Source organism: Pseudomonas rubra (assembly GCF_028656935.1).
GTDB classification, from domain to species: Bacteria; Pseudomonadota; Gammaproteobacteria; order Pseudomonadales; family Pseudomonadaceae; genus Aquipseudomonas; species Aquipseudomonas rubra.
Map to the genome: position 1 here is coordinate 165,632 of NZ_JAMDGZ010000015.1, position 18,604 is coordinate 184,235.

Below are 18,604 nucleotides of genomic sequence, written 5' to 3' on the forward strand. Positions count from 1 at the left end.
CACAGATGGTTTGAAGTCACTAACGATCAATTAACTAACAACTAGAAGTTAAAAATAACCAAATGAAAAATCTGCAAGGTTTGTTGGCTTTTGTCGAAACAGTCAACACAGGTAGTCTCACAGCGGCCGCTGAGCGCCTCGATGTCAGCCCGGCTGCGGTCAGTAAGAACCTGGCCACATTGGAACGTCAGCTGGGCGTGCGTCTGCTCAATCGTAGCACCCGGCGGCTCTCAACCACCGAGGAGGGGCAGCACTTTTTGCTCCGTGCCCAAACTGCGCTTCGGCTACTGGATGAGGCCATAGCCGATGTTAGCCAATCTGCCAGCACGCCGGTCGGTCGGGTACGCATCTCAGTGGGTGTGGGTTTCGGTCGTCAATGGGTGCTGCCCGTCCTGCCGGCGCTCACTCGTATGTATCCGCAACTCCAGATTGATGTGGACCTGAATAACACAGTGGTCAATCTGGTCGCAGAGGGCTGCGATATTGGTATTCGAGGTGGCCGCTTGGAAGACTCCAGCCTGATCGTGCGCCGGGTCTGCAATCTACCGGTTGCCTTATTTGCCAGCCCAGCATATCTGCGACTGAACGGCAGTCCCAGCACCCCCGAGCAGTTGCTCCAACACAGCTGCGCAACACCAAGATTTGGTCACGCACCACCGGCAGCCTGGCGCTTTAAATCGCCCGATGGTCGGAGTTATGAGCTAATCCCTAAGCCGCAGTTGACCACCACCGACCCCGAAACCTTACTGGATTTAGCGCTGGCCGACGCGGGTATCGTCCAAGCCTCATTGCTGCAGGCCCTGCCCTATCTGAGATCAGGGCGCCTTAAGTTGCTAATGCCCGAATTGCATCAAGGAGTGGGGCTTGAGTTCGTTCTGCAATATCCGCACCGGCTCTATCTGGCCCCCCGGGTTCGGGTCGTGGTAGATGCGTTAATGCAGCATTTTAAAGAATCGTCGGACCTGCATCTCTCGGTTGAGGACTTGATAAAGGCTCTACCCTCATGCGTAGCAACTTAACGAGCTCAAGCAACCATCAGCGAGCCTCACTGGCGATGGAGGCGTGGACTGCCCCCGGCATCGTAGACATCTCCAGCCTATGCTTTGAGCATAGGAGGAAGTTTATGAGCACCCAACGACTCTCGCCGGAATTCAAGGCAGAAGCCGTCAGGCAAGTCATTGAGCGCGGATACTCCGTTGCGGAAACAGCCGAGCGCCTCGGCGTTTCGACCCACAGCCTCCTACACCGCTCGGGCTTGTGAAAAGCTGCGCGCGCAGCGCTCCCTGTGCAAGAAGGTACGGATCAGCATTCGCACTGGCATGTTCAACCCGGACGAGCCGAAGTTCACCAAGGGCATTATCTGTGAGTTGCCCTATCCGACCGACGATACCCGACTGATAACCAAGGCCGCCTCCGCAGGGCTGGAACTGATCTTCCGGGCCGGCTTTGCATTCAGTAAGGCGGAGATCCTGTTGCTCGATCTGCGCCAGCGTGGCGAGTTCACCGATGACCTGTTCGTCGCGACACCGCAGATGGCTGCCGAGCGGGTGATGGGGGTGATGGATGCGATCAATGCACGATGGGGGCGTGGAACGATGCGACCTGCAGGGGTGCCGGCGAAACCGGACTGGGGCATGCGGCGGGAGATGATGAGCCCGAGCTATACGACGCGGATTGATCAGTTATGGACGGTAACGTAAGGGCTTGAGGCGGCTTACCCTGGAAGAGACAGGTGCCGGCCAAGAGCTGCCCGAGTGCGAACTGACTCGATCTAGTTGACTCAAGCGTTCATTGCCCCAGAGCAATCAGCGAGGCGTGGACTGACTGACGGCTGTTGCGGCTCTATGATGAAACCTGCCTGATATCCAACACGACCCAGACCTCATACCCTTTCTCCCGTGCTGCTTTCTCGGCCTCGAGTTGGGCAGCGAGAGTACTGATGGAGCGGGAGCGGTGCTCGAAGCGGAATGGCGAACCACCGTTCTTACGCACGCTCAATTCAACGAGTGTGACGGTAGAGTGCTGTTTGGGTATGGGCTGCTGCGATTTCGAAGGCGCGAGGTCTAGGCCAAGCGCGCGCCGCATCTCGACTTCAGTGAGTTTTGCGTCAGTCAAGCGAGATCCCTAGAGCGATTGCGGGTGACGCCATTGTACCGAGAAGTCGTGCTGACATGGCCTGAGTTCGATGCTGGCGAGCCAATAACCTCATCTCTGCGATATGGCTACGAATCACCAAAGTAGTCATCGCGGGCGACTAGTCCGAATGGGCGCTCCTCGCAGGGCTGCTCATCGCTGAACAGATTCTGCGTGCGGCGCTCCTGCTTCAAAAACGCTAGTGCCGCGAAAAAGCAGCTTTCGCATAGATTGACTCGATAGCGTTCGCCATCATGCCCTGCGCCATAGCCCCAGAGCGCCTGAAGCGTCCCGAACTGCTCGCCGTACCCCGGCACCCTCGTACTGGTAGCGCATACATCGCAAATGGTGTCTTTATGGCTCTCTGTCACCGGGCAGACCTCATCTTCGTATTAAAGAGAGTAACCGAGGGCACTGCGCAACGGAGCGTCTTTTGCCAATTCTCCAGCCCCACTGCGTTAGCTCAAGCATGGTCTGGTGCGCCATGCCAGCGGTGGATATAGCAGGTCTTCGACAGATGCGGTTGGCGTTGGTTCGTCATGGTTGTCCGCTGCACGTTTCTTGCGTTGCCGGCGGCGACCACTCCATTCCCTCTTCAAGGATCGGATGGCTTTCACTAACGACGATCAACGGTTTGTTCCGATTCTCCAGCGCGAACATGGCGATGGAGCCTTCGACGTCCACCGCCGGCACCTCCCCCTGTGGGTCAAGCCTGCCAACCCAGACATATTGCCGGGTCTCCAAACATGCGAGGTAATACGAAATACCCATGTTTCCTCCGAATTTGAATCAAGTCTATTACTGTGCCAATCCGGAACGGGAGGCGGTACTGCCGCAAACATCAAATGTTATCGCCAGTGCATTTTTAACCCAGGTGCCGACGCTATTTTGCCCTATCCCAGCAGTCTGAAAGCGAAATTCTACAACTCGTTTGGTGCTCGAAACTGGGTCAATGAAATTACGGCATGTGGGTGGAAAATGCACAGGCGGCAACACGCATGCTGCAACGTCCTCTCGGTCTCCCTTCGCGACGTGTGCTTCTTGTTTTTTAACCTCAATTGAGGAAGAATAACCGGAAGTCACCGTTGCGTTAGGAGTCCTCAGATGCAGGCTTGCCAGGTATTCAGCGATCAGGATGAAATCGCCGCCCGTCTTGAACAGTTGAGTCTGGAGCGCGAGCCACTGCGTGAGGCTATCAATCAAGCTCACCTACAGCGGGTTCGCCTGACTCCTAACCATCCCAGCATTTTTCCCGGCCTTGAAATGTGGGGCTGGTTGGTAGGAGCGGTGCGCGATCAGCTGCGCCCACTAGGGTGGGTCGCGCATGAACAGTCGAACTACCCGCTTACCGTTCACTCGGCGCTCAATCTCGCGATTGCGGTCGCATCGGGGGATAGCTATGTTGGAAATCTGCTGGGGATGCCGAGCAGCCGATCCAGGAAGGGTAAAAATACAGTTGATGCTGTTGAGCGGAATTGCCAGTTCGACATGTTTGCTGACTTGCTGCCCGATCCGGAGGAGCTGCCTGAATCAGGCCCTCATGAGACCTGGATCCTGCTCCACCACACCGACACGGTGAAGAAGGAAATCCGCATCGAGCTCTCACGTCCATCGGGAATGGGTAAAGGCGGCAAGATCAATTTCTGGTCTGAACGCATCATGCTTGGCACCCTTGCTCTTGATGATGATTTCTTTGAGGTTACCTCCCCAGGCGGTCCGGATATCGACATCGAAATTCGCCGTAAAAGCTCGTGATAGATCATGTTTAATCCACAACGATTTGCGCTCGCCCGTCGCCGGCGAGGTATGAAAAAGCGTGAGCTTGCCACTCATATAGGAGTAACGGAGCGATCGGTCTCCGGCTACGAGAGTGGCACGCAGGAGCCAGAGCCTGGAACCCTGACAAAAATCGCTAAAACGCTTCGGTTCCCCGAAGCGTTTTTCTTTGGTGATGATCCTGAGGTGCCAACGCCGGATGTTGCCAGTTTCCGGTCGCTCTCAAAGATGACTGCTGGCCTTAGGGATTCAGCTCTCGGTGCAGGCGCAATTGCGCTCCTGCTGAATGACTGGATCGAGCAACGTTTCGATTTGCCAGAGCCGGATCTTCCGGACCTGGGGTCCGAACGCGCTGCACTGACGAATTTTGAGGCGCTCGATAAGCTGGAACTATCAAGCAGTGCCCAAGCGCCAGAGGCCGCTGCGGAGATGCTGAGGGCACACTGGGGTTTAGGTGAGCAGCCGGTTAAGAACATGATTGCGCTTCTTGAGTCGAAAGGCGTTCGTGTCTACTCACTTGCAATTGATGCAAGGGAGGTCGACGCGTTCTCGATGTGGAGTGGCGGCCGCCCCTTTATGTTCTTGAATACCTTCAAGTCGGCCGAGCGTTGCCGCTTTGACGCAGCTCATGAATTAGGACATTTGGTTATGCACCAGCATGCCCACCCACAAGGACCTGATTTAGAGCGTGAGGCGAATGCCTTTGCGTCGGCTTTTCTAATGCCACGTGCAAGCGTTCTAGCGATGGCTCCACGTTCGATCACTATCAAAAGCCTCATCAAATACAAGAAGCTCTGGTCCGTTTCTGTGGCAGCCTTAAATTACCGACTTCATAGCCTGGGGCTTTCCACGGAGTGGGCTTACCGAACGCTGTGTATTCAGATTGCTCAAGAGGGCTATCGCACCGAAGAGCCGGAATCTATTGCTCATGAGCGGTCAGTGATCCTGGAGAAGATTTTCGCCGCGTTACGTGCAGATGGGGTTGGGAAAGCTGGCATCGCGGGAGAACTGGCAATCAGTCCTGAGGAGATCAATGAATTGACGTTCGGATTGATGTTGAACGTGTTGAAGGGGCAGAGCGCTAACCCCTCCGACTCTGGCGGGAAATCAGGTGCCCATCTTCGTTTGGTCAAGGGGTGAAGGGATGCCGCCGATGTCGCTTGGCCGGACTCGGCCAGCAACGGAGACCTGCCTGATAGAGCGTTAAGGAGCAGGCGTGTTGACGGTGTGTATGCGCGCTGACAGCTCCAACGCCATGCGCATCCATTTCGGCATTTTGCAGGCCATTAATGTGGTTAGCTCTTCAGGCCTGAGCACCTTCTTGATCGCGGCAATGCATTCCGGGGTCGAGCTGTCTTTACCGAGATAAAATAGCGCGCTGATAGCCGTCCCTACCTCGGTCCCGGCACGCTGCATGACCATTGGTTCCGCATGTACCAACCGGACCTCAGCCTTCCCCATAAAAAATGATCGGCTGGGTCCGCTGGTGTAATAGATCGGAATGAGCGGCATCTGGGTGCTCAGTCCAAACAACCTGACCGCATGAGCGCCATGAATCTGTAGAACATGGCGGTGCTGCCTAGCGATCAAGCTCACTACTTCCCATACATTTGGGCGAACCCGTGCAACGTATCGACTGGATTTCGGGCGCATGTAAATTCCTCGATGCACCCGTTCAAGTTCGCCTTGGCTGACCAGCCGAGCTACTGCCTTGGATATGGCACCACGCGCTCCAAGCTCCGCAAAGCGGCTGATGCAGAAGGGTTTCCCTTTGGGTAAGCGCTTGACCCGTTGCGCAATGCGGGTGGATACCGACAGAGCAAAATCAGTGCTGGACATTGCGGCTCTCATTTCTATCGCGTGAAGTCCAATGACGAGCTGAACAGCGGCTGATGGAAAGCGATCACCCGCCGTCGATATTCATCATCTGGTGCATCGCTCACCAGGCACTCTTCAAGGCGCCCCAACGAGAGGATCTGGTCGGCCGACGGATAGTGCCTAAGCAGGCTTTTCGCATAGCTGCGGATATCCTGGGGCAGTTCAGAGTCGCGAGAGAGCTCTCGCAGGAACTCTTCGGTTTTGATGACACTGCGGGTTCTTTCGCGGGGAAGGGTCAATGCGGTTATCTCCTGATTCAGTCAACCACGTCTGCCGACGCTTGAATTCTGGCTTCCATACAAGCATCAAAAGCAAGCCAGCAACTGTTGCCGGTAGTGCTTGGAAAAGCTGACCAGATGGCTTGGCTCAGCGGCAGAGCCCCCCAGGGATAAGGTGCATGTAGCACCTGCCCCAATTACCTGCGCAATGCCACTTCCAATACTGTCATCCACGACATCGATATTGCCAGCAGCCCCAATCCAGCCAGATATTGAACCTGAAGTGGAGGCTGGCATCTCTACCTCGTTCAGCACTGCCAGGTCATCCGGTAGATCATCTGCAATTCTCTCTGCCAAGCACTGCAGTGTCGGCTCCGCTAACATGAATAGCCACGCCTGATTATCGGGCTCGCCTGTGCGCCGAAGCACTCGCCCCAGCACTTGTCGGTAATGCAGCTCAGTGCGGATGCGACTGAGGTAGCAGCACACCTGGAGTCGGGGAATGTCCGTGCCTTCGCTGATCATTCCAACTGCGATAATCCAACGGCAGGCGCTGTGTCTGAACGCATTGATAACCTGCTGCGCAGCCGGGGTTTTGTTGGTCACGATGCGGCAACCTTCACCCAAGGTTTCCAGGGCGAAGGCAATTTGCTGGGCGTGCTCGATGTCGGTGGCAACCACCAAGCCTGCCGCATCAGGCTTGACCAGGCGAAGCTCATCCAGCTTGCTGCACCCGAGACCGAGTAACTGATCAATCACCTCATCATGACGCAATAGCTCTTCGTAGGTGACAGGGGACTCCCCCAATAGTTTGGCAATGCTGGGAAACATCCTGACAGTGCTCTCTGCGTCCAGTTCCTCGGTAAGTTTCACCTTCTGGTTGTCGAGCAGGACAATGCGAGGGGAGCGGCACACACCATCAGCAATGGCCTCTTTCAATCCGTAGCGGTAGTCGCAGATCAGGTACCCCTCGGGCGTCGAGTAGCGGGCCAGGGCAATAGCCCGGTCGTCCGAACGCCATGGGGTGCCGGAGAGGGCCAGGGTGAAGGTGGCCCTGTCCTGTATCCGCTGAAGAATCTGTTGGCCCCAGGCGTTACTCAGAAGTACATCGTGGCCGGCGCAGTGGTGGATTTCGTCGAAAACCACGAACACACGGTAGTCATCGAGGAGTCGCCAGAACGCCTCATCTCGGTATTCCATGGCTTGATAGGTGAACGCCGCCCCCACTGCGCCTAGTTGGCCGTCCAAGCGTCTGCCGAGCACCGCAGCAAAGGACGAGCGAAAGCCCTCGACAACCTGGCAGGATGGCGCGAAGCAGAGCACCAGATCGATTCTGTCCTGCTCAAGCAGCCTGCTTGCCAGCTCTGCCGCCATGCGCGTCTTGCCGGCGCCCGGCGTTGCCTGGCAGAAGAAGTGTGGCGTGGCAGTAAAGTGCTCCAGTGCTGTGTCAATGCAGCGGCGTTGCCAGTTTCGCAGCAGTGTGGTCATCGTGCGGAGGCAAGCGTCTTGAGCGTCTTCTCGATGGCGCGGAGATGGCCCAGCAGGCGCGAGCTTCGGTCTCTAGCTTCCAGGTATTCGACTTCGACCTTATCCCGGAGGTGCGGCATATCTTCGAGGAGCAGCTTGTATCGCTCCGCCTCGCCCATCGATGCCAGGAAGTCCAGCCTGATTTCCTTGAGGAGCGCCTCCAGGTGCTGATCCGCATCGACTGATGGTTGCGGCACCGCCGCATTATCGAACGCTGACGGCTCCTGCTCTGGCTCACAAGCAGTCTTATGGCTGTTCTCGAACCCGTTGTCGATCAGCTCCAATTGCAGATGTGCCGGAATCGGCTGCAAGTGGTAGACCTGTCCCCGCGAACGGCGCTCTTCATCGAGCACAACCCAACCCATGCGCAGCATTCGGCGGATCTGCTCATACACATAGCGGCGCACATCACCGATACGGAAAGTCATGCCATCCAGGCGCTTGGCATAGGCATCACGCAGTTCACGCGTCGTGAACCTTGCACGCCCTTCCTCCTGAAGCAGCTCATACAGACGCCTGTCGAAGATAAACGAGGCCGATTTCATTGAGGCACCAGAAGAGTAATCGCAAAAGATGCGGATTATAGTCCGTGGCCTGTACATCCGCAAACGCACGATAGTGCCGCCTCAAGTGGAATTGAGACGGTCATGGAAAAGTTGGCGAAAGCGTTAGGGGAACGCATCCGGGCACAGAGAAAGGCCTGCCGGATTTCTCAGGATGCACTAGCGCTAGCCTGCAGCATCGACCGCAGCTACATGGGGCGGATCGAGCGTGGTGAAGTTAATATCACCATCGAGAAGCTTTATCGGATCGCAAGCGAGCTCGCCTGCGATCCGTCCTGCCTTCTGCCTCAGATGTCAGATCTGTAACCCAGCCTGATCGGGAGCGGCGCTCAAGAACGCCTGACCAAATCCGAGCCGAATTTCGCTCCCGGATAGCACCTAGGACTGCAGATAGTACGTGGAGGTCTGCGGCTTTTTCGCATTACAGAAGCACCTTCCTTTATCATCACCGGCATCGTGTAGTGGTTGACTCACCGGTCACTGGCTCAGGGCGCTCGGCTGTCGCATACAGTGGTATCCGGCATAAACCGATGCGGCTGAGCAGAGCAGAGCTGAGTTGAGTTGCCGATGCAGACGCTAAGCCGACAGAACGGCATGTGCCGGCCGGGATGTAACCATTACCCAAATTTTTAGCGGCTAAAAACGCCGCCTTCGCGCATCAGCGATCTGGACAGTGGTAAACCATTAATGCAGTAGAAATTGAGTCCGCCATATCGGACCTGGCCCTAGAGCCCTTTGACGTGGCGGAATTCCCGTTCACCTTCTTGGCTGCATTTGGCAGAAAGGACGCGGAGATCAAGCGTCTACGCGCAGGCAACAACAACGCTTCGGACGTACCCGGCGGCGTACTACTGCGCAATAACATTCATATCGCCGCCTGCGAGCCCGGCAGCGTGGGCGAAACGCTCAAAGCGCTGCGTACCAGCTTGGCCACCACAAAAGCCAAAGCCAAATTCATCCTCGCCACCGACGGACAAACGCTGGAGGCCGAAGAGCTGATCACGGGTGAAACCATCACCTGTGACTACCCGGACTTTCCCAACCATTTCGGTTTCCTGCTGCCGCTGGCCGGCATCTCCACCATCAAGGAGATCAAGGACAACCCCATCGACGTGCGCGCCACCACCCATTCGTAGCCAAACACCGCGAGCTGATCCACAAGATTGGCGTGACCGGTGGCAAGGTGGAAACCCGCATCGCGGCGGCTGCGAAAGATGCCACCTACCTGCTGGCTGATGTGGAGGTGGTCGCTACTTACAAGTTGCACAACCTGAACCGCACTAGGCTGGAAAATATCTTCCACCGCCTATTCAGCGCAGCGCAACTGGACTTAACTATCGAAGACTGCTTCGGCCATCCGGTGAAACCCAGGGAGTGGTTCCTAGTGCCGCTGCATGTGATCGATGAGGCGGTTGAGCGCATTCGAGATGGGTCGATTACCGGTTTTGCATATGACCCGCAAACAGCTCGCCTAGTCAGCGAAGGCGCAATTAAAGCGTGATGATCATATCCGGGAGAAAGCAAGTCTTCTCTCCCGGATGCCCCCTTGGATTGCACACCAAGCGTGTGCCCAATACGGCATAGTCGAGGAGGTGTACGAATGATTAGCCATTTTGTATCTCTTCAGGTCTTTTCTTGACCAAGGCATAGAGATCCAGGTTGGGAATGGCATTGGCGTTCAAAAGCATCCTCTCAATCATACGCAGTTGCTCTGCATTATTTCTTTTGAGAACCGCAACCTCAGCCTTCAAGTGCTCTATTTGCTCCACAAGCTTTACTTCAGAAGCAGTTATCTTTGTGAGCAGGGAAGGAGTTGCGCCACGAAGTTGAGCTTTTTTATTCTTATAATATGTGTTAATACCGACATAAGTGCATAGAGTTTGCCTAGTTGTTTTTATGCCAAGCTCAAGCTCTACCTTAGCGACCAGCGCGTCCCAAGTCAGCTTACCTACCCACTTAGCTAACATAATCTCTATTTTACGCTGTTGCTGAGCTGATATTTTTGGTACTACCACATCACACCTCCCCTTCAGACAGGCCGAAAGAGGATAAAAGAGAGCGCAACTCGGGATTAGTATCAGACGCTGTTCTCGCGGTCTTATCTTCAATGACACCTTTCAGGCGAGCCTCAAAATCCGGCAGGGCACACGCGACCTTTGTAATGATCATAGTATTTAAATCAGTCAAACTGAACTCTGCATTATTATTTGAATAACGAATTACCGTTCCGACAGGCCTACTTCTCATCAAATCATTCAGCATGGATAGAATATGGGTATTTCGCGAGTGAATTAAATACCACTGCTTCATTGCTTGGGAATTTGGCAAACGTGGATCACATGCAACAGATTCTAACCTCACAGTTTGAAACGATAAGTCTTTCTCAAGAAATTCGATAGTCTTCACATCGCCAGCAATGTGACAAGTCTCCGGACACATAAAGCACTGAGAGACGAAATCGTTCAAATAATTGCAAGGGGTCACATTCAGATTTTGAGTGCAAAGACCGGTGGAGGTAACAGATGCCGGCAGGTTGGTGGTTTGTGCAAGTTGATCTTGGGAAACGACTCGAATATCCCGCTTGTCGATATCTGGCGGATTCAATATCGCACTCACACGACTGGCTTTCTCGTCGTGACTCGTATGAATATAAGTATGGGTTTGATCGGGATTCTTTCTGCCCGACCAAGCAGTAATGATTTCCACTGAAATTTTACTTAGATCAGCAAAAGTGTTCGATAAGTGGCGTAGACTGTGCGGTCGTAGCCTTAGCTCTGAAGAAAATCCGTAATTCTTAAAGATTGATAGCTTGTAGCGAGGATTGCTAGTTAGCCTAACAGCAACCGAACTGCCTAGAGATGCTAATGGCACCACCGCATAATTTGTTTTTTGAAATAATTTCCCACCACTTCCGACACTCTCGGACGCACCATAAAGCCAACTCCCCAAGAGGCAAAACATGGCATCCTTCAGTTTGATACTTGATTCTCCGCTTGAAAATGAGAGTGGAAATTCCGGCAAAATTGATTTTCTATAGAAAGCAATCCACCACTCCTGCACTTCTTCAACCGAAACGACAGACTTATCGGAAAAAACTTTTGGCATATTGGCGTACCCGAACAAGTGGGGTAATCCTGCTAAAGCTGCACTTCTTGTTTGCGACACGGACAACTGATCTTGAGGCAGCAACGAGTAAATCGGTTTTTTTTCGAAAAAACGACCTCTTTGACTTTTATGGATGGAAGTCAGATCAGCTCCTTCCTTAAGGACCGGAACGCAATCATTAACCCCATAAAACCCTAATGCATAACCCAATGTGAAAAGATTAGGCCGTTTGGTTAAATCTAAATTTCTCTCTAGCTCTGGTTCCATCTCGAACCCACAGAGCAACGCCTTCAAGCTTTTGCCCGGATTCTCGTAGAATCGACAGAGAATTCTTGCTGGCTCGCATGCCTTGTAGAAAAAGTTTAGGGCTTTCTTTATCGGCTCAGCGAGCACCGCAAGTACGTGATTTTTGTGGTTCCCGTAGCCTTTGCTTCCAATCCAGTCGAGATAATAAACTGGCTCTCCATTACTTTCAGAGTAACAATGCAGTCTTTGTTTAGGCAGAACTGGTATTTCCGCAGAAATTCGATTAGGCGATGCCAGCGAGAGTAGTGCAGAAGTCACCACTAAGGCATCATGGATTTTTATCTCTTTACCAGGGCTCAGCGAGCCATGTTCATCCACATATTCAAACACACTAGAGTAGATGTCGGCTAGCGCAAGCACTGTTTGGGTATCTGGGAGTTTCTCCAGCGTATTGTCAAACGCGGCATGTCCCGTCCTGTCTCTGTTGTCGCTGCCCTTCAGGTTGACCTTTCGCATTACCCCCTTTTCAGCGCAGAACGCGAGAAACGGCCGCAAGCGGTCAGCTGAACGCGCCCCCAAATTAAGGCTGGTGATTGTGCACTCTGATTGCTCATAGAGATCACCATCCATGAGTGACAACAATTTCCTAACTACCGACGTCCGAGCTTTTTTTTCGTTGACGGAAAGTGGTGTGTTCGTTGTTTCTATGATCCACACTTTTATCAGGTGGTCATAGGGGTAAGGAAGGGCGTATATGGGATGGTTGCCGGCGTTGCCTTTGCCCTTACGCCCATGTACACCACACAAGAATCTGGTTCGGCGGCCAGTATTGGGGTTCACATGATACCAGACCAAATCATCAAACTCCGCTTTCTTGCCGCCATGCCCTTCAAATTGCGCTAGCTCGGCTTCGCGATATTCGCTGATGAGCCGTTCCAATCGGCCAAGGTATTTGTTAAGCATCGATTGTGCGCTGCCTTGCGAGCTCTTCATCGCAAACCATTATTGTCAGCCTCACCCAAAGAATCTGCCTCTCCAATTTTTCAATACTGCGGGCATAAAGAGGATTGACTAGGGAGTTGCGGTTTGCAGCAAGCTTGCCCTCTGCATCTCCCAATACCGACCTGTGATCAGCTTCTAGTACCGGACGAAAGTTTGGGCACCCATAACACCCCAACGGCCTCCCAAGAGCTGTTGAGCAGGTAGCGCAGGAATGCTTGTTGCGTGCCCCACCAACAGGGTTGAACTTATTGTCGACAATGACCTCATCGCCTTCCGGAACTACAGTTAAGGTATGGCTAAAAGCCTTTTTCAGAAACTCATTGCCGATATACTTTGAGTCAATCTCTCTCCTAGATACATAGTCCAAATCTATGTAATGCCTTGCAGCTGGCACGGTGACACCTGTCATCTTGGCCAATTGAACGGCGGGCAAACCATTTTGAGCGCCGCGAGTTAATACGGTGTGACGAATTCTGTTGGAAGTAGCCATACATTCGAGAGTTCGATCAGAGGTAACCGGAACCCATCTCATGGCCTGTGCAACTGCAGTCTCCGATATGTGGTAGGCAGTAGACTTAGGCGTAAACATACCTTTGAAAAAATCCAAAGAATCAAATCGCACTTCAAAAAAGCTAACTTCTGGAAACATGGGCATATCATTCATGAGACTCAAGAGCTCAGATTGATTCACTTGAATCTTTGCCGAGTCCATCACCAATGTAAGCCCTTCCAAGACAATTCGCTTATAGTCTATAAGAATCTTTGAGATATATTCGGAAAGATGTATTGGATAACGCTCGGGACGCTCCCTTGAAAATTGTGCCCCCTTAGACTTAGCGATGAACACTCGAAGCTGTAATGTTTGCGCCCCTACCGTGCCGATTTCGTCCACAGGAAGAATTCCTGCGTCTCGAAAACTTGCACCTGAAGGGATCAGATCAGACCATTTCAATAGCGCGATCTGAATTGGCCGCCTCACAATGGAGAGCAACAACTTGTTAGTGACCAAATTTCTGAGCCGCGCATAGAGCCTCGGCGACTGGAAAAACAAAAGATCACGACGTGCCCCCCAATCGAACTCTTGTATGTTTGTATTGATCTGCTTGGCTAACGAATCAAACTCAATATCACTTAATGCCCCAATGGAAGGGTCAAGGGTGTTGTCTTTACCCTTATCCAAATGTGACCGTGTATACTTGTGATATTCTTCATACCGTGTATCACCTTGCCTAGAGAGCGCTCCAAAGAACTGATTTAGTCCCTTCTTATTATTTGTCTGCAGCCCACTCCATATGGCTTTCACTCTGGCTAACGCGGGAATGCCATCCATCATAAATGGCTTTACATTGCAAACAATACCTGACGCCGTACTCGCAGCCTTGGTTCGCACGTAGTCCACAAATACACTCAGAATTAACTTTTTATCATCATCTGGCATGTTAGACGAATGAACCCAGTCAACGCACAACCGTTTTCCTTTTCCATTATTCGGTAGTAATATCCATACATCGTCCGAGGTATTTACCATCAGGCCAGATTTGGCCGTAATCCATGAGCCTTCATTAGTCAGAGACTTAAAAACTTCCCGCCTCTTCTCGCGAGTCATTTTTGCTGATCCACTCTTTTTTGATGCACCATTGATATCTCTCTCGCCTTCAGCGCAATTCGCTTTTCATTATATCGCCTGTTCTGAGTGGTATTTTGCGACCAGCCCATGGCATATTTTCTAGCATCCTCAAGCAAAGCCGGATTGACCCCAAGCGACTCCCCTTTCTTATCAAAAATTTCATTCCATTTGTGGCGCAACACATGAGGATGGACATGAAAGCCCAGCGATCTAGAGAGCTTTTGAAATATTGCATTTATTGCCTTTAAAGAAAGAGGCTGACCTGCAGTGCCTTTAGAGTCATTTTCGCTGACAAACACGAAGTCATGGAATTGCGCACGAGGAAAGACAGTACGAACGTTGTCAATATAAAACTTAACCTTCTCCAAAAAACCTGGATCAACCGAGGCGAAGTGTGCTTTTGTCTTTTGATTGGGTTTTTCAGAGCGCGGATCTGTTGGATCATTTGCAGATCGATAAATAGCTAGCTGATCGTTAGTGCCATGAAATAGACAGTCAGAAATCTTCAATTTTGCCAGCGCACCTCTTCTGATGCCGCTTAGGACTAGCAAATTGGCGATCAAGTAATTCCTCACCCTAGATGCTTTAAAGGGATTATTAGGAGATGACGGCATCACCATCTCTAAAAACTTTACGAAAACGTCATCCGGGATCACCGATTCCTCAGGATCGCCGACATGTTGCCCTCCATTCTTGCCAAGGGCATCTTCATCTAACCTAATTTTTGAAATAAGCCTATTAAATTTATTTTTTGTTTTTTCGTCAGCATCTTGCACTTCGTGAAACTCATCGAACAGCCATAAAAGAAATTGTCGAAGTCGTCTGATGCGACCTTGCAAGGTTTCGCTAGCGACCTTTGTCATCCTTTTCTGATTGGCAACAATGATGTTCCTTAGATGTTTATCATTTATATCTAGAAATTTTATATTTATACCTTCATCACCAGAACCCTTACTTAAGCAGCATCTGTCATAGAACTGCATGTACTCCATCTGGGATATAAAGATGCCCGATGCAACTCGTTCGGGTAGGTCAATATTTTTTTCCGAAAAGTACTGCAGCACGAACAGCAGTTCATTTGCGTACCTAAATCTCGTATTGGCCGATTTAGCAGATAAAGCGCCATTGAGATAGCAGGAAACATACGGATCAATAGGGCAATCCGCTTCGTCCACTATCGACACGAAGGGCAACGAATTGAATTGGTATCGTTTGACTTTCATAATTGACAAAAAAGCTAGTCCAATAACCGATTTAGTTACAAACTAGCCCACAAATGAGTTCTGTCAAACGAGAGGAAAGGAAAATCGACGGAAGGCGGGGCTTACAGGCAATGCCTACAGGTTTATAGGCTTTACAAATATTTTTTTGGTTATAATTTGCCGCCGGACAGGCAGACCATGACCTTGTCACCGTCTTCGATCATGTTGAAGTCGGTGATGGCTTCGCCGGCGAGACGACGCAGGCGTTTTTGCAGTTTGTTCTGGTTGACCGAAAGGGTGCCCATAGCGCTTGGAATCCGCGAGGTGTGACAAAAGCCGAGCATTTTACCCTTAAACCGCCAGCGGGCGTAGGCCAATCCGATAAAGACTGCATTGTGATTAAGCAGGGCCCTGACAGCGCGATTTGCTCTAAAAAGCCGGCTTTATGCGGCGAACGCCTTCCTATACTGCGACATAAGGCCACACAAAGGTGACCTCCAACCTCTGGCCCAGACTTGGGGCTGCAAGCGCTCCGTTGGGGGGCGATGGCAACAACGACAGGAGTGACCGGCATGATCCATCACGTTGTTGGGCTGTTTACCCATCCCGATCAGGAATGGAAAGAAATACGCGGTGAAGAAGAAAGCATCAGCCACATGTACCTGACCCACACCCTGATTCTCGCCGCGATCCCGGCGGTTTCGGCGTTCATCGGCACCACCCAGGTCGGCTGGGTCATCGGCGATCGCGCTCCGGTCATGCTGACCCAGGAAAGCGCGCTATGGATGACCATCATGTCCTACCTGGCCATGCTCGGCGGCGTGGCGGTCATGGGCGCATTCATCCACTGGATGGCCCGCACCTACGACGCCAACCCGAGCCTGGCACGCTGCATTGCCTTTGCCACCTATACCGCTACACCGCTGTTCGTGGGCGGCCTGGCGGCCCTGTACCCACACCTGTGGCTGGGCATGATCATCGGTACGGCAGCAGTGTGCTACACGGTGTACCTGCTGTATGTCGGCTTGCCGACCTTCATGAACATTCCGTCCGATGAGGGGTTCCTGTTCTCGAGTTCGGTACTGGCGGTAGGGCTGGTGGTGCTGGTCGCCATCATGGCCTTCACCGTAATTGTTTGGGGACTGGGCGTGGGGCCCGTCTACACCAGCTAGCGCAACCTATTAGAATCGTCTGCAACATAGGCGCAACACCTTCAGGCCGCCGCAAGGCGGCCTGATGCTGTGCGCTGACAGGTGGCTCGGCAGCCGCGCCGCGCTTGCGGCATAATTGTCGGCCAGGAGTGTTCCCCGATATGCCCGAACTGCTCAAATCCCGCGTCGAAACCTGTTACCAGCAAGCCGAAAGCTTTTTCAAACGCCCCTTCCCGCGCCCCGAAGTCAGCTTCAAGCTGCGCGGACAGAAGGCCGGCGTTGCGCACTTGCATGAGAACCTGCTGCGCTTCAACCTGCAGCTGTACCGCGAAAACAGCGAAGATTTCCTCAAACAGACCGTGCCCCACGAGGTGGCCCACCTGGTTGCCCACCAGCTGTTTGGCGAGCGCATCCAGCCCCATGGCGAGGAATGGCAGCTGATCATGCGCGGGGTCTATGAACTGCCGCCGCACCGCTGCCACAACTACGCGGTCAAGCGCCGCACGGTGACCCGCTATATCTACCGCTGCCCCTGCGCCGGCAGCGACTTCCCGTTCTCGGCCCAACGCCACAGCCTGGTGCGCCAGGGGCGGCGGTACCTGTGCCGGCGGTGTCGCAATACCCTGGTGTATAGCGGCGAGACCAGGATGGAATAAACGCATCGCGGACCTGTAGGAGCGGGCTTGCCCCGCGATGCCCCCCCACCGCAGACACAAAAAAGCCCATCCGAAGATGGGCTTTTTAACATTACCGAGGCCTTAGCGCGCCGGACCTTCAGCTACGCCCAGGTCATCCATCGGACGGGTGTCGACCAGTGGCGAACCACCGGAAGCCAGCTCAGCCTGCAGCTTGTCTTCGTCCAGCTCATTGACCCACTTGGCCACGACCACGGTGGCCACGGCGTTGCCGATCAGGTTGGTCAGGGCACGGGCTTCGGACATGAAGCGGTCGATACCGAGGATCAGCGCAAGGCCGGCAACCGGCAGGTGGCCAACAGCCGACAGGGTCGCGGCGAGGACGATGAAACCACTACCGGTAACGCCTGCAGCACCCTTGGACGCCACCAGCAGTACCAGCAGCAGGGTGATCTGGTGAGTGATGTCCATGGTGGTGTCGGTCGCCTGGGCGATGAACACGGCGGCCATGGTCAGGTAGATCGAGGTACCGTCGAGGTTGAACGAGTAGCCGGTCGGGATCACCAGACCTACCACGGATTTTTTCGCCCCCAGACGCTCCATCTTGGTCAGCATGCGTGGCAGCGCCGACTCCGAGGAGGAAGTACCCAGCACGATCATCAGCTCTTCACGGATGTAGCGGATCAGCTTGAGGACGCTGAAACCGTGGGCGCGGGCGATACCGCCAAGCACCACCAGGATGAACAGCACGCAGGTGACGTAGAAGCAGATCATCAACTGGCCCAGTTGCACCAGCGAGCCTACGCCGTACTGGCCGATGGTGAAGGCCATGGCACCGAAGGCACCGACCGGCGCCAGCTTCATGATCATGTTGATGATGTTGAACATGACATGGGCAAAGCGGTCGATCAGGTCCAGCAACGGCTTGCCGTAGGCACCCAGGCGATGCAGGGCGAAGCCGAAGATCACCGAGAACATCAGCACTTGCAGGATGTCGCCATTGGCGAAGGCACCGACTACGGTGTTGGGGATGATGTTGAGCAGGAAGCCGACGGTGGTCTGCTGCGCGCCGGCAGCAGCATAGGCAGCCACGCTGCTGGCGTTCAGGGTGCTGACATCGATGTGCATGCCGGCGCCTGGCTTGACCACGTTGACCACGACCAGACCGATGATCAGGGCGATGGTCGAGACGATTTCGAAGTAGAGCAGCGCGTAGCCACCGGTCTTGCCGACCGATTTCATGTTCTGCATGCCAGCGATGCCGCTGACCACGGTGCAGAAGATGATCGGAGCAATGACCATTTTGATCAGTTTGACGAACCCGTCACCCAATGGCTTCAAGGCCACGCCGGTTTCAGGGTAGTAGTGGCCCAGCAGGATACCGATGGTAATCGCTACTAACACCTGGATATACAGCGATTTGTACAGTGGCTGACGCGTCGTCATGGCTAATTCCTCAAGGGTATCGGCTCATCCTTCCCAGGATGCGCTGGTACCTAAAGCGCGAACCCTCCTGCACTGGAGGGATTTGTTGTGTCGAG

At 53.4% G+C, this 18,604-nt stretch carries 17 protein-coding genes and 5 pseudogenes; 10 read left to right on the forward strand and 12 right to left on the reverse strand.

Annotation, left to right across the window (positions count from 1 at the left end; all coding sequences use genetic code 11):
• Positions 1–62: 62 nt before the first annotated feature.
• The 3 genes and pseudogenes from M5G17_RS08075 to M5G17_RS08085 all read left to right on the forward strand — a co-directional run.
• A complete protein-coding gene (locus M5G17_RS08075) occupies positions 63–1,019 on the forward strand; it encodes a LysR family transcriptional regulator (protein WP_273892437.1) in 957 nt (318 codons plus the stop codon).
• Positions 1,020–1,123: 104 nt separating this feature from the next.
• Positions 1,124–1,240, forward strand: a pseudogene (locus M5G17_RS08080) (transposase); the annotation flags it as partial.
• Positions 1,236–1,700, forward strand: a pseudogene (locus tag M5G17_RS08085) (DUF4113 domain-containing protein); the annotation flags it as partial. The pseudogenes M5G17_RS08080 and M5G17_RS08085, both read left to right, overlap by 5 nt.
• Before the next feature lie 522 nt (positions 1,701–2,222).
• Here the strand turns inward: M5G17_RS08085 and M5G17_RS08090 are convergent.
• Together M5G17_RS08090 and M5G17_RS08095 are read right to left on the reverse strand one after the other, a co-directional pair.
• Positions 2,223–2,504, reverse strand: coding sequence for a hypothetical protein (locus M5G17_RS08090; RefSeq protein ID WP_041106953.1), 282 nt, complete (start codon positions 2,502–2,504; stop codon positions 2,223–2,225).
• Between the two features lie 166 nt (positions 2,505–2,670).
• Complete coding sequence (locus tag M5G17_RS08095; RefSeq protein WP_031653269.1) at positions 2,671–2,904, reverse strand: hypothetical protein; 234 nt, start codon at positions 2,902–2,904, stop codon at positions 2,671–2,673.
• A 333-nt stretch (positions 2,905–3,237) separates the two neighbouring features.
• On the opposite strand from M5G17_RS08095, the gene M5G17_RS08100 reads away from it, so the two are divergent.
• Positions 3,238–3,888, forward strand: coding sequence for a hypothetical protein (locus tag M5G17_RS08100; protein WP_031653270.1), 651 nt, complete (start codon positions 3,238–3,240; stop codon positions 3,886–3,888).
• A 6-nt stretch (positions 3,889–3,894) separates the two neighbouring features.
• Entirely contained in the window at positions 3,895–5,049 is a 1,155-nt protein-coding gene (locus tag M5G17_RS08105; protein ID WP_273892438.1) for a helix-turn-helix domain-containing protein, read from the forward strand.
• A gap of 63 nt (positions 5,050–5,112) precedes the next feature.
• On the opposite strand, the gene M5G17_RS08110 is transcribed toward M5G17_RS08105, so the two are convergent.
• The 4 genes from M5G17_RS08110 to M5G17_RS08125 form a co-directional block, all read right to left on the reverse strand.
• Entirely contained in the window at positions 5,113–5,748 is a 636-nt protein-coding gene (locus M5G17_RS08110) for a DUF6088 family protein (protein ID WP_273892439.1), read from the reverse strand.
• Between the two features lie 14 nt (positions 5,749–5,762).
• The gene (locus M5G17_RS08115) at positions 5,763–6,026 is read right to left on the reverse strand and encodes a BPSL0761 family protein (RefSeq protein WP_071567490.1); all 264 of its coding nucleotides are present in this window, start codon (positions 6,024–6,026) and stop codon (positions 5,763–5,765) included.
• 66 nt (positions 6,027–6,092) lie between these two features.
• Positions 6,093–7,493, reverse strand: a complete 1,401-nt coding sequence (locus M5G17_RS08120) for a DEAD/DEAH box helicase (RefSeq protein ID WP_273892440.1) — start codon at positions 7,491–7,493, stop codon at positions 6,093–6,095.
• On the reverse strand, positions 7,490–8,077 hold the full coding sequence (locus M5G17_RS08125; RefSeq protein WP_273892441.1) for a hypothetical protein: 588 nt from the start codon (positions 8,075–8,077) through the stop codon (positions 7,490–7,492). Before M5G17_RS08125 ends, M5G17_RS08120 begins: the two co-directional genes overlap by 4 nt.
• Before the next feature lie 102 nt (positions 8,078–8,179).
• Between M5G17_RS08125 and M5G17_RS08130 the strand changes: the two genes are divergently transcribed.
• From M5G17_RS08130 to M5G17_RS08140, 3 genes and pseudogenes are all read left to right on the forward strand, one after another.
• Positions 8,180–8,401 carry a helix-turn-helix domain-containing protein gene (locus tag M5G17_RS08130; RefSeq protein WP_273892442.1) on the forward strand — a complete coding sequence of 74 codons (222 nt, stop codon included), beginning with the start codon at positions 8,180–8,182 and terminating at the stop codon, positions 8,399–8,401.
• A 377-nt stretch (positions 8,402–8,778) separates the two neighbouring features.
• Positions 8,779–9,222: pseudogene (locus M5G17_RS08135) on the forward strand (type IIL restriction-modification enzyme MmeI); the annotation flags it as partial.
• Positions 9,204–9,596, forward strand: a pseudogene (locus tag M5G17_RS08140) (GIY-YIG nuclease family protein); the annotation flags it as partial. The pseudogenes M5G17_RS08135 and M5G17_RS08140, both read left to right, overlap by 19 nt.
• A gap of 103 nt (positions 9,597–9,699) precedes the next feature.
• Here M5G17_RS08140 and M5G17_RS08145 read toward each other — a convergent pair.
• The 5 genes and pseudogenes from M5G17_RS08145 to M5G17_RS08165 form a co-directional block, all read right to left on the reverse strand.
• A complete protein-coding gene (locus M5G17_RS08145; RefSeq protein ID WP_273892444.1) occupies positions 9,700–10,110 on the reverse strand; it encodes a hypothetical protein in 411 nt (136 codons plus the stop codon).
• Position 10,111: 1 nt separating this feature from the next.
• A complete protein-coding gene (locus M5G17_RS08150; RefSeq protein WP_273892445.1) occupies positions 10,112–12,439 on the reverse strand; it encodes a hypothetical protein in 2,328 nt (775 codons plus the stop codon).
• A complete protein-coding gene (locus M5G17_RS08155) occupies positions 12,402–14,054 on the reverse strand; it encodes a hypothetical protein (protein WP_273892446.1) in 1,653 nt (550 codons plus the stop codon). Before M5G17_RS08155 ends, M5G17_RS08150 begins: the two co-directional genes overlap by 38 nt.
• Positions 14,051–15,250: a site-specific integrase gene (locus M5G17_RS08160; protein ID WP_273892447.1), complete on the reverse strand. Its 1,200-nt coding sequence runs from the start codon at positions 15,248–15,250 to the stop codon at positions 14,051–14,053. The genes M5G17_RS08155 and M5G17_RS08160 overlap by 4 nt, the downstream gene beginning before the upstream one ends.
• A 203-nt stretch (positions 15,251–15,453) precedes the next feature.
• A pseudogene (locus M5G17_RS08165) lies at positions 15,454–15,582 on the reverse strand (tRNA 2-thiocytidine(32) synthetase TtcA); the annotation flags it as partial.
• Positions 15,583–15,849: 267 nt separating this feature from the next.
• Between M5G17_RS08165 and M5G17_RS08170 the strand changes: the two are divergent.
• Positions 15,850–16,449, forward strand: coding sequence for a Yip1 family protein (locus M5G17_RS08170; protein ID WP_130265874.1), 600 nt, complete (start codon positions 15,850–15,852; stop codon positions 16,447–16,449).
• A 140-nt stretch (positions 16,450–16,589) separates the two neighbouring features.
• The gene (locus tag M5G17_RS08175) at positions 16,590–17,084 is read left to right on the forward strand and encodes a SprT family zinc-dependent metalloprotease (RefSeq protein ID WP_273892448.1); all 495 of its coding nucleotides are present in this window, start codon (positions 16,590–16,592) and stop codon (positions 17,082–17,084) included.
• A gap of 102 nt (positions 17,085–17,186) precedes the next feature.
• Here the strand turns inward: M5G17_RS08175 and M5G17_RS08180 are convergent, their stop codons facing one another.
• Complete coding sequence (locus tag M5G17_RS08180) at positions 17,187–18,509, reverse strand: dicarboxylate/amino acid:cation symporter (RefSeq protein WP_273892450.1); 1,323 nt, start codon at positions 18,507–18,509, stop codon at positions 17,187–17,189.
• Positions 18,510–18,604 lie beyond the last annotated feature (95 nt).

Coding starts and splice junctions, on each gene's coding strand:
- M5G17_RS08075 (WP_273892437.1), top strand. CDS start 63: ATGAAAAATCTGCAAGGTTTGTTGGCTTTTGTCGAAACAGTCAACACA.
- M5G17_RS08095 (WP_031653269.1), bottom strand. CDS start 2,904: ATGGGTATTTCGTATTACCTCGCATGTTTGGAGACCCGGCAATATGTC.
- M5G17_RS08100 (WP_031653270.1), top strand. CDS start 3,238: ATGCAGGCTTGCCAGGTATTCAGCGATCAGGATGAAATCGCCGCCCGT.
- M5G17_RS08105 (WP_273892438.1), top strand. CDS start 3,895: ATGTTTAATCCACAACGATTTGCGCTCGCCCGTCGCCGGCGAGGTATG.
- M5G17_RS08110 (WP_273892439.1), bottom strand. CDS start 5,748: ATGTCCAGCACTGATTTTGCTCTGTCGGTATCCACCCGCATTGCGCAA.
- M5G17_RS08120 (WP_273892440.1), bottom strand. CDS start 7,493: ATGACCACACTGCTGCGAAACTGGCAACGCCGCTGCATTGACACAGCA.
- M5G17_RS08125 (WP_273892441.1), bottom strand. CDS start 8,077: ATGAAATCGGCCTCGTTTATCTTCGACAGGCGTCTGTATGAGCTGCTT.
- M5G17_RS08130 (WP_273892442.1), top strand. CDS start 8,180: ATGGAAAAGTTGGCGAAAGCGTTAGGGGAACGCATCCGGGCACAGAGA.
- M5G17_RS08150 (WP_273892445.1), bottom strand. CDS start 12,439: ATGAAGAGCTCGCAAGGCAGCGCACAATCGATGCTTAACAAATACCTT.
- M5G17_RS08155 (WP_273892446.1), bottom strand. CDS start 14,054: ATGACTCGCGAGAAGAGGCGGGAAGTTTTTAAGTCTCTGACTAATGAA.
- M5G17_RS08170 (WP_130265874.1), top strand. CDS start 15,850: ATGATCCATCACGTTGTTGGGCTGTTTACCCATCCCGATCAGGAATGG.
- M5G17_RS08175 (WP_273892448.1), top strand. CDS start 16,590: ATGCCCGAACTGCTCAAATCCCGCGTCGAAACCTGTTACCAGCAAGCC.
- M5G17_RS08180 (WP_273892450.1), bottom strand. CDS start 18,509: ATGACGACGCGTCAGCCACTGTACAAATCGCTGTATATCCAGGTGTTA.